Origin of the sequence: Arthrobacter sp. efr-133-TYG-120 (assembly GCF_030209785.1) — a bacterium.
Taxonomy (GTDB): Bacteria; Actinomycetota; Actinomycetes; order Actinomycetales; family Micrococcaceae; genus Arthrobacter.
In genome coordinates, this window is sequence record NZ_JARVRI010000053.1 from 1 (window position 1) to 1,297 (window position 1,297).

2 protein-coding genes are annotated in these 1,297 nt (G+C 62.2%); one reads left to right on the forward strand and one right to left on the reverse strand.

Annotated elements, in window-relative coordinates; all coding sequences use genetic code 11:
* Positions 1-129: 129 nt before the first annotated feature.
* Positions 130-885, forward strand: coding sequence for an ArsR/SmtB family transcription factor (locus tag QRN51_RS23125; RefSeq protein ID WP_284992059.1), 756 nt, complete (start codon positions 130-132; stop codon positions 883-885).
* Positions 886-912: 27 nt separating this feature from the next.
* On the opposite strand, the gene QRN51_RS23130 is transcribed toward QRN51_RS23125, so the two are convergent.
* The gene (locus QRN51_RS23130; protein ID WP_284992060.1) at positions 913-1,218 is read right to left on the reverse strand and encodes a GNAT family N-acetyltransferase; all 306 of its coding nucleotides are present in this window, start codon (positions 1,216-1,218) and stop codon (positions 913-915) included.
* Positions 1,219-1,297 lie beyond the last annotated feature (79 nt).

Below are 1,297 nucleotides of genomic sequence, written 5' to 3' on the forward strand. Positions count from 1 at the left end.
GCCAAACACCCCGCCGCAACCACCACTTCAGACCCACCCGGACATAAACCCGCCCACGCAGGAAATGCGCCGGACCCAGTCCGCCAAAATCCGTTGACATGTGACCAAATGGTCACCTATTCTGAATGCATGGACGCCGTCTTCAAGGCACTCTCCGACCCCACCCGCAGGGATCTGCTCGACGAGCTCTTCCTCGAGGACGGGCAGACGCTCAGCGCGCTTGAAGCACGGTTCGACATGACCCGTTTCGGGATCATGAAGCACCTCAAGATCCTTGAGGAAGCCGGGCTGGTTGTGACCCGCCGTCGTGGTCGCGAAAAGCTCCACTACCTGAATCCGGTACCCATCAGGCTCGTCCACGACCGCTGGGTGAGCAAATATGCAGAACCATGGGCCGCTGCGTTGAGCGACCTCAAGACCAGATTGGAAAGTCCCGTGGAAAAGATCTTCGAAATCTACATCAAGACCACTCCGGAGCGGCTCTGGGAAGCCATCACGGACAGCGACACCCGCAGCAAGTACCAGTTCGGCAACACCCACACTGCCGACTGGACGCCGGGCGGCCACTACGAGATGCACAATCCCAAGGCGAACGGAATGGTCCTGGGCGAAGGCGAAAACGTGGAAGTCGATCCCCCGCGCCGGCTCGTCCAGACCATGCGCGCGCTCTGGGGTGAAGACGTCAAAGCCGAGGGCACATCACGCGTCACGTGGGAGATCGAACCGGTCGGCGATTCCTGCCACCTGACCGTCACCCACAGCGACCTCCGCGAAGGCGGAAACGACCAGATCTACGGCGGTTGGCCGATGATCCTCTCCGGCCTCAAGACCTGGCTGGAGACCGGCGAAGTCCTGACGACTCCCGGTTCATTGATGTATTCGTAGGGCTCGACGGCGGCGCGACCCGCCGCTTTAGGCCCTGGCAGCGGGGACGAGGGCCGCGTTGAGGTACTCCAGGTGCGCCAGCGTCGGGGCAGTAACGTTCGCCGCGTATTCCGAGTGCTTGGTGAGGAACTTCTTGATGAAAGGGCACACCGGCACGATCCCGAGTCCCTCGCTCATGGTCTCGTTCAGGGCCACCTCGGCGAGCCTGCCCGCAAGCCCTTGTCCACCGAACTCCTCGTTGATCACGGTGTGGTAGAAGATCCGCTGCGGGGACCCGCCGTCGTCGTACGCCTTGTACGCAGCCTTCCCGATTACGTGGCCGTCAACGAGCACCTCAAAGCGTTCGCGGTCAACGTTGGGGACTGCCCCGGCTTTTGTTGACTCGGGGTCTTAGGCCGCTGTGAGCGCGGTC

Bases quoted from the DNA above. Each gene is read 5' to 3' on its own strand.
- QRN51_RS23125 (WP_284992059.1), top strand. From the start codon at position 130: ATGGACGCCGTCTTCAAGGCACTCTCCGACCCCACCCGCAGGGATCTG.